Here is a 7,061-nt window from a genome sequence, read left to right as displayed (position 1 = left end):
CAGGCCCTTATTCGTGTCACGCTCTCTAAGACTCTGTCCCTTCCGACCTTCCCCCTTCCCCGCTCCTGTCCTCGCGCCGGCCCCCCCTCCCCCCCCCGGTTCCACTCTGGCGGGGACTAGGCCTGCGAGGGGGACGGGGGGGGGGGGGCCCGGGGCGTCCCTGTGGCCCCCCCCGACCGCATGTACAAGGACGCGAACCACAAGCCCGAGCTGATCTGCGCCCTCACCCCCTTCGACGGCCTCTGCGGCTTCCGCAGGCCCACCGAGGCGGCGGACGCCATGGAGGCCCTGGGAGTCGACTCCCTGAAGCCGTACGTGGACCTCCTGCGCGCCCACCCCGAGGAGGCCGCCCTCCGCGAGGTCCTCACGGCGATCCTCGGCGCCGACCCGGCCGAGACGGCCGACACCGTGGCCGAGGCGGCGGCCGCCGCGGAACGCCTCGGTGGTGCCTACGCCCCGTACGCCCGCATCGCCCACCACTTCCCCGGTGACCCCGGCGTCCTCGCGGCGATGCTGCTGAACTACGTACGACTCCAGCCCGGCGAGGCCCTGTTCCTCGGCGCCGGCGTCCCGCACGCCTACCTCGAAGGCCTCGGCGTCGAGATCATGGCCAACTCGGACAACGTGCTGCGCTGCGGCCTCACCCCCAAGCACATCGACGTCCCCGAACTCCTGCGGGTCGTCCGCTTCGAGGCCACCGACCCCGGCGTCCTGCGCCCCGAGGCCTCCCCGTCCGGCGAGGAGAGGTACGAGACCCCCGTCGACGAGTTCGCCCTCTCCCGCTACACCCTCGCGCCGGGGGCCGCCCCCGCCGAACTGACCGTCCCCACCCCGCAGATCCTGCTCTGCACGGCGGGCACCGTCCGCGTCGGCGAACTCGACCTCACCCCCGGGCAGTCCGTCTACGTACCGGCCGCCGAAGCGGTGGAAGCCACGGGATCGGGCACACTCTTCCGCGCCACAGTGGCGGCTTGACACGGCGTCCCCCCTCGTGGCTGGGACAATGTGCCGCCACAACGCGGTATCCCGTACCAGCTGCCGTCCACCGAGGAAGGGACACCACGCAACCCATGAGCGCGTCCGGCGGAACCAAGGCGATCGTGGCGGCGCTCGTCGCCAACCTCTCGATCGCCGTGGCCAAATTCGTAGCGTTCCTCTTCAGCGGTTCCTCGTCGATGCTCGCGGAGAGCGTCCACTCGCTGGCCGACTCGGGCAACCAGGGCCTGCTGCTGCTCGGCGGTAGGAAGGCCAAGCGCGAGCCGACCCCGCAGCACCCGTTCGGCTACGGGCGCGAGCGCTACATCTACGCCTTCCTCGTCTCCATCGTCCTGTTCTCGGTCGGTGGCATGTTCGCCGTCTACGAGGGCTACGAGAAGATCAGGCACCCGCACGAGATCACGGCCTGGTACTGGCCGGTCGGGGTCCTCGTCTTCGCGATCATCGCGGAGATCTTCTCCTTCCGTACGGCGATCAGGGAGTCCAACGAGACGCGCGGCGACCACTCCTGGACCGAGTTCGTCCGCCGCTCCAAGGCCCCCGAACTGCCGGTCGTCCTCCTGGAGGACCTGGGCGCCCTCGTCGGTCTGGTTCTCGCGCTCGGCGGCGTCGGCCTCGCCCTCGTCACCGGCGACGGCGTCTGGGACGGCATCGGCACCCTCTGCATCGGCATTCTGCTGATCGTCATCGCGATCATCCTGGCAGCCGAGACGAAGTCCCTCCTGCTGGGTGAGTCGGCCGGCCTCGAAGAGGTCGAGAAGATCAAGGCGGCCGTGGTGGACGGCGACACCGTCACGGGCATCATCCACATGCGCACCCTCCACCTGGGCCCCGAGGAGTTGCTGGTCGCCGCCAAGATCGCCGTCCAGCACGACGACACCGCGGCCGAGGTCGCCCGCGCGATCGACGCGGCCGAGGGCCGGATCCGCGAGGCGGTCCCGATCGCCCGGGTCATCTATCTGGAGCCGGACATCTTCGACGCGGAGGCCGCGGCGGCCGACACCGACCTGGCCAGGCCGTCCGCCCCCTGACCCTCCCGGGGCCTGCCTCCGGGGGCAGGCCCCACCGACACACCGAACGGCCCAGTGACCCTCCCCACGCCGGGTTCCAGGGGACGGGGCGAGGGCCCACTGGGTTGTTCGGTGTAGATTCGAGAGGGAACAGACGTCGCTGCTGATGGCGGTCGACCGGTCAGCCGACGCGAGCCGGGCGAGGGACAGAAGGCCTCCGACGGACTGCACTGCGAACCGCCCGGGCATGCGTGTACCCGCTGCCTGCCCGTCGCCGCAGAGCCAGCCCCGACAGCCCACCTCGACCCATCACGAGGAGCAGCCCGTTATGACGACGGCCGCCAACAGCCAGGACTTCAAGGTCGCCGACCTCTCTCTCGCAGCCTTCGGCCGCAAGGAGATCACGCTCGCCGAGCACGAGATGCCCGGCCTGATGTCCATCCGCAAGGAGTACGCCGCCGCCCAGCCGCTGGCCGGTGCCCGGATCACCGGCTCGCTGCACATGACCGTGCAGACGGCCGTGCTCATCGAGACGCTCGTAGCCCTCGGGGCCGAGGTCCGTTGGGCCTCCTGCAACATCTTCTCCACCCAGGACCACGCCGCCGCGGCCATCGCGGTCGGCCCGAACGGCACGCCGGAGGCCCCCGCGGGCGTCCCGGTCTTCGCCTGGAAGGGCGAGACGCTGGAGGAGTACTGGTGGTGCACCGAGCAGGCGCTGACCTGGCCGAACACCCCCACCGGCGGCCCCAACATGATCCTGGACGACGGCGGTGACGCCACCCTCCTCGTCCACAAGGGCGTCGAGTTCGAGAAGGCCGGCGCGGCCCCGGACCCGTCGACGGCGGACAGCGAGGAGTACGCCCACATCCTCACCCTGCTGAACCGCACCCTCGGCGAGTCGCCGCGGAAGTGGACCCAGCTGGCGTCCGAGATCCGCGGCGTGACGGAGGAGACCACCACCGGTGTCCACCGCCTCTACGAGATGCACCGTGACGGCACCCTCCTGTTCCCCGCGATCAACGTGAACGACGCGGTCACCAAGTCGAAGTTCGACAACAAGTACGGCTGCCGCCACTCCCTGATCGACGGCATCAACCGCGCCACCGACGTCCTGATCGGCGGCAAGACCGCCGTCGTCTGCGGCTACGGCGACGTGGGCAAGGGCTCCGCGGAGTCCCTCCGGGGCCAGGGTGCCCGCGTGATCATCACGGAGATCGACCCGATCTGCGCGCTGCAGGCAGCGATGGACGGCTACCAGGTCGCCACCCTTGAGGACGTCGTGGAGACGGCCGACATCTTCATCACCACGACGGGCAACAAGGACATCATCCTGGCCTCGGACATGGCGCGTATGAAGCACCAGGCGATCGTCGGGAACATCGGCCACTTCGACAACGAGATCGACATGGCCGGCCTGGCCGCCATCGACGGAATCGTCAAGGACGAGGTCAAGCCGCAGGTCCACACCTGGACGTTCCCCGACGGCAAGGTCCTCATCGTGCTCTCCGAGGGCCGCCTGCTGAACCTGGGCAACGCCACCGGCCACCCGTCGTTCGTGATGTCGAACAGCTTCGCCGACCAGACCCTCGCGCAGATCGAGCTGTTCACGAAGCCCGAGGAGTACCCGACCGACGTCTACGTGCTGCCCAAGCACCTGGACGAGAAGGTCGCCCGCCTCCACCTCGACGCCCTCGGCGTCAAGCTCACGACGCTCCGCCCCGAGCAGGCGGCGTACATCGGCGTCGAGGTCGAGGGCCCGTACAAGCCGGACCACTACCGCTACTGATCCACCACCGCTCACCGGCCCGGTAGCGCATCGGCTCAGCAGCCCACCCGCCGGGCACCGAGCCTCAGCCGTACCACCGACTGATCACAGCAGCCCAGTGGCCGACGGCTGACGAGACAGGCCCCCGCACCCCCGTGTCGGGGGCTTGTCTCGTCACCGCCCGCTGCTATCGCGGCCCCCGCACAGCTCGAGGAACCCGAAGGACCCCATGCCCCGCGGCAGGTATTCGCTCCACGATCTCCACGACCACACCCCCCTCGGCGAAGAACACTTCCACTGCGCCCCCGGCCCCTCCGGCTGGCGGTACGTCTCCCAGACCACATCCCCCTCGGGCGACCACCTCGGCTCCGTCGACCTGGCCCTGGACGAGCTGGGTCGGCCGATCCGTCTCGAACTCCACTCCGCGAGCTGGCAGGTACGGGGAGCGGCCCTGGAAGGCGTCACCTGGGTCCGCACGGACCCGACCAGTGCCCATGCCACCGAGGGCAACGTCCGTGCCCACGCCTTCTCCGGAACCTCCCCCGCGTTCCTCGTCGCCCTGACCCGACTCCTGCGCCTCACCCCCGATTCCCCCGAGACCCGCGTCCGCGTGGTCACCTTCACGGACCCGGTCCTCGCGCCCCGTACCGACGACCAGTCCTGGGCACTGGTGAACAGTGAAGCGCACGCCACTGACAACGGCCCTCTGATCGTGGACGAATACCAGGTCAGCGCCCTGGACACGGGGGAGCGGCACACCGTTCACATCGCCGGGGACGTGGTCCTGGCGGCACCGGGCATCGAGCTGGAGCACCTGGAGTCCCCACCGTCACCCCGCGCCCCTCAATCCAGCGGCTAACCGGGCGGAGCGAACCCGCCCGAGGAGCCCCCGACGGCCTGGGACCGCTCGGCCTCGGGCCGGGCAGCACCACCGGGCACAGAAGACGGCGAGGGCCCAGAAACCCCCGAGGACGTGGCGCCCCGGAAGGACGCAGGTCCCCCAGGGGCCACGGAGGGCAGAGAACCAGCGGCAGGCGGAGAACCAGAACCAGCCGTAGGCGGCACCCCAGCGAACGCCCGCCGGGCATCCCGCGCCTGCCGCTCATGCACCACCGCGGCCAGGAACGCGGCCGCCGGAATCCCCTGCGGCGGCACGAGCCCCGTACGGGCCACCAGCTCGTCGGCCAGCCGTCCGGCGATCGAGCCGCCGACGGCGGGATCCAGCTGGTGCATCCGCGTCAGGTACTGCCGGACCGCGAGCCACAGCTCGTCCGGTACGGCGGACAGGTCCAGCTGGGAGAACCTCCCCACCAGCCACGGCGGAGGCGGCGGCAGGGCGGCCGACCCCTTGGCCGCCACGCGCTCCCGGACGACCAGCGTGCCCGCGAAGACATCACCGAGCCGACGCCCACGCGCCGACACGAGCGACGCGACGCAGGCCACGGCCCCGAACGTCATCAGGAGCTCCACGGCCCCCATCGCCCCCCGTACGAGCGCGTGCCGGAACCGGATCGGCCCGCCGTCGTCCCGCACCACGCGCAGCCCGCAGGCGAGCTTCCCGAGGGAACGGCCGTGGCTCAGGGTCTCCACGGCGATCGGCCCACCGATCAGCACCAGCAGGAACAGGGCGACCGTGATGGCCGCGACCGCCGCTTCGTCCAAGGTGACGGAGGCGATCCCCACCACGACCGAGACCAGGATGAAGACGAAGAAGACCACCGCCAGATCGATGGCCGCCGCCAGGGCCCGGCTCGGCAGCCGTGCCGGCCTCAGCCCCAGGACCACCGCGTCCCCGGTCACCAACTCGCTCATCGCGCCCCCACTCTTCCCCGGCCTTCGCTGCTCCGGCCCGCCCCAGTCTGCCAAGCTGACCCGCAACGCGCCGCAGTAGGACGGCCCGTACGCACGCACCCCCGCCCGGAGCCTGGAGCAACAGCCGCCCATGGACCTCGACGTCTTCGTCACCGCCCACCGCACGGAGTGGGACCGCCTCGACCGTCTCCTGCGCCGGGGTCGCCGCCTGACGGGCGAGGAAGCGGACGAACTCGTCGTCCTCTACCAGCGGACGGCCACCCACCTCTCCCTGATCCGGTCGAGCGCCCCCGACCCCGTGCTCACCGCGCGCCTCACCCAGCTCGTGGCCCGCGCCCGAGCCACGGTCACCGGCGCCCGCAAGGCCTCCTGGCGTGATGTGGCCCGCTTCCTCACCACGGGATTCCCGGCGGCGGTCTACCGCTCACGCCACTGGTGGGTCCCCACCGCCGTCCTGTCCACACTGGTGGCCGCCCTCCTGGGCTGGTGGATCGGCGCGCACCCCGAGGTCCAGGCCGCGATAGCGGCCCCGGACGACCTCCGGGCCATGACCCGCCCCGGAGGGGAGTACGAGACCTACTACTCCAGCCACCCGGCGGCCTCGTTCGCCGCGCAGGTATGGACGAACAACGCGCAGGCTGCCGCGATGTGCCTGGTCCTCGGCGCGTTCCTCTGCCTGCCGGTGATCTGGATCCTCTTCCTCAACATGCTCAACCTCGGCATCGGTATCGGCCTGATGTCCTCCGCGGGCCGCCTGGACGTCTTCCTCGGCCTGGTCCTGCCGCACGGCCTGCTCGAACTGACCGCGGTGTTCGTGGCCGCCGGTACGGGGCTCCGCCTCGGCTGGACGGTGATCGACCCCGGCCCCCTCTCCCGCCGAACCGCCCTGGCCCAGCAGGGCCGTGCCGCACTGGGGATGGCCATCGGCCTGGCCCTGGTGCTGTTCGTCTCCGGCGTCATCGAGGGCTTCGTCACCCCCTCGGGCCTTCCCACCCGGGCCCGGATCACCATCGGTATCGCCGCTGAGCTGGCCTTTCTCGCGTACGTCTACATCCTGGGCCGCCGCGCGGTACGGGCCGGCGAGACCGGAGACCTCACCGCGGTCGAACGCAGCGCCGAGCGCCCCTCCGCCGCGTGACCTCCGGTGTGCGTTCGCCCCCGCGGAGCTGCTAGTCTCCTCTTCGCCCACAAAACCGTTGACACGGTCGATGTGGGGAGGTAGATTTAAACGGTTGCCTCGGACTGGACAAGTTCGAGTGAAGCGCATAACATCTAGCTCGCTCAGGCCGGGACGCTCATATATCCGGTGAGAGCCATTGATCCCCTTTATCTGTGATCGCAGGCCGTTCAGTCGGTTGACGAACTTCTGATAAAGTCGGATCCGCCGAAAGGCAAGGCCGCTCCACTGGCCGCCGGAAATCGAATTCGGACCGGAAACGGAACGAAAAAGAGTCTGGTAAAGTTGGAACCGCCGAAAG

Annotated in this window: 5 protein-coding genes and 1 pseudogene; 5 read left to right on the top strand and 1 reads right to left on the bottom strand. The window is 70.4% G+C overall.

The window, feature by feature from the left end:
- Nucleotides 1-144: 144 nt before the first annotated feature.
- The 4 genes and pseudogenes from manA to AC0682_RS31240 form a co-directional block, all read left to right on the top strand.
- Nucleotides 145-975: pseudogene (manA, locus tag AC0682_RS31255) on the top strand (mannose-6-phosphate isomerase, class I); the annotation flags it as partial.
- Nucleotides 976-1,070: 95 nt separating this feature from the next.
- Nucleotides 1,071-2,027 carry a cation diffusion facilitator family transporter gene (locus tag AC0682_RS31250; RefSeq protein ID WP_478536594.1) on the top strand — a complete coding sequence of 319 codons (957 nt, stop codon included), beginning with the start codon at nucleotides 1,071-1,073 and terminating at the stop codon, nucleotides 2,025-2,027.
- A gap of 307 nt (nucleotides 2,028-2,334) precedes the next feature.
- Nucleotides 2,335-3,792 (top strand): adenosylhomocysteinase, encoded by a 1,458-nt coding sequence (gene ahcY / locus AC0682_RS31245; RefSeq protein ID WP_254812430.1) that lies wholly within the window; start codon nucleotides 2,335-2,337, stop codon nucleotides 3,790-3,792.
- Nucleotides 3,793-4,000: 208 nt separating this feature from the next.
- Nucleotides 4,001-4,630, top strand: coding sequence for a hypothetical protein (locus AC0682_RS31240; RefSeq protein ID WP_478536593.1), 630 nt, complete (start codon nucleotides 4,001-4,003; stop codon nucleotides 4,628-4,630).
- Here the strand turns inward: AC0682_RS31240 and AC0682_RS31235 are convergent.
- Complete coding sequence (locus tag AC0682_RS31235; RefSeq protein ID WP_478536592.1) at nucleotides 4,627-5,583, bottom strand: RDD family protein; 957 nt, start codon at nucleotides 5,581-5,583, stop codon at nucleotides 4,627-4,629. The genes AC0682_RS31240 and AC0682_RS31235 overlap by 4 nt on opposite strands.
- A gap of 130 nt (nucleotides 5,584-5,713) precedes the next feature.
- On the opposite strand from AC0682_RS31235, the gene AC0682_RS31230 reads away from it, so the two are divergent.
- Nucleotides 5,714-6,721, top strand: a complete 1,008-nt coding sequence (locus AC0682_RS31230; protein ID WP_478536591.1) for a stage II sporulation protein M — start codon at nucleotides 5,714-5,716, stop codon at nucleotides 6,719-6,721.
- Nucleotides 6,722-7,061: the final 340 nt, after the last annotated feature.

This window comes from Streptomyces sp. NPDC043746 (assembly GCF_056436485.1).
This window is presented reverse-complemented; position numbering and strand designations above follow the sequence as displayed.

Bases quoted from the DNA above. Each gene is read 5' to 3' on its own strand.
- AC0682_RS31250 (WP_478536594.1), top strand. From the start codon at position 1,071: ATGAGCGCGTCCGGCGGAACCAAGGCGATCGTGGCGGCGCTCGTCGCC.
- ahcY (WP_254812430.1), top strand. From the start codon at position 2,335: ATGACGACGGCCGCCAACAGCCAGGACTTCAAGGTCGCCGACCTCTCT.
- AC0682_RS31240 (WP_478536593.1), top strand. From the start codon at position 4,001: ATGCCCCGCGGCAGGTATTCGCTCCACGATCTCCACGACCACACCCCC.
- AC0682_RS31235 (WP_478536592.1), bottom strand. From the start codon at position 5,583: ATGAGCGAGTTGGTGACCGGGGACGCGGTGGTCCTGGGGCTGAGGCCG.
- AC0682_RS31230 (WP_478536591.1), top strand. From the start codon at position 5,714: ATGGACCTCGACGTCTTCGTCACCGCCCACCGCACGGAGTGGGACCGC.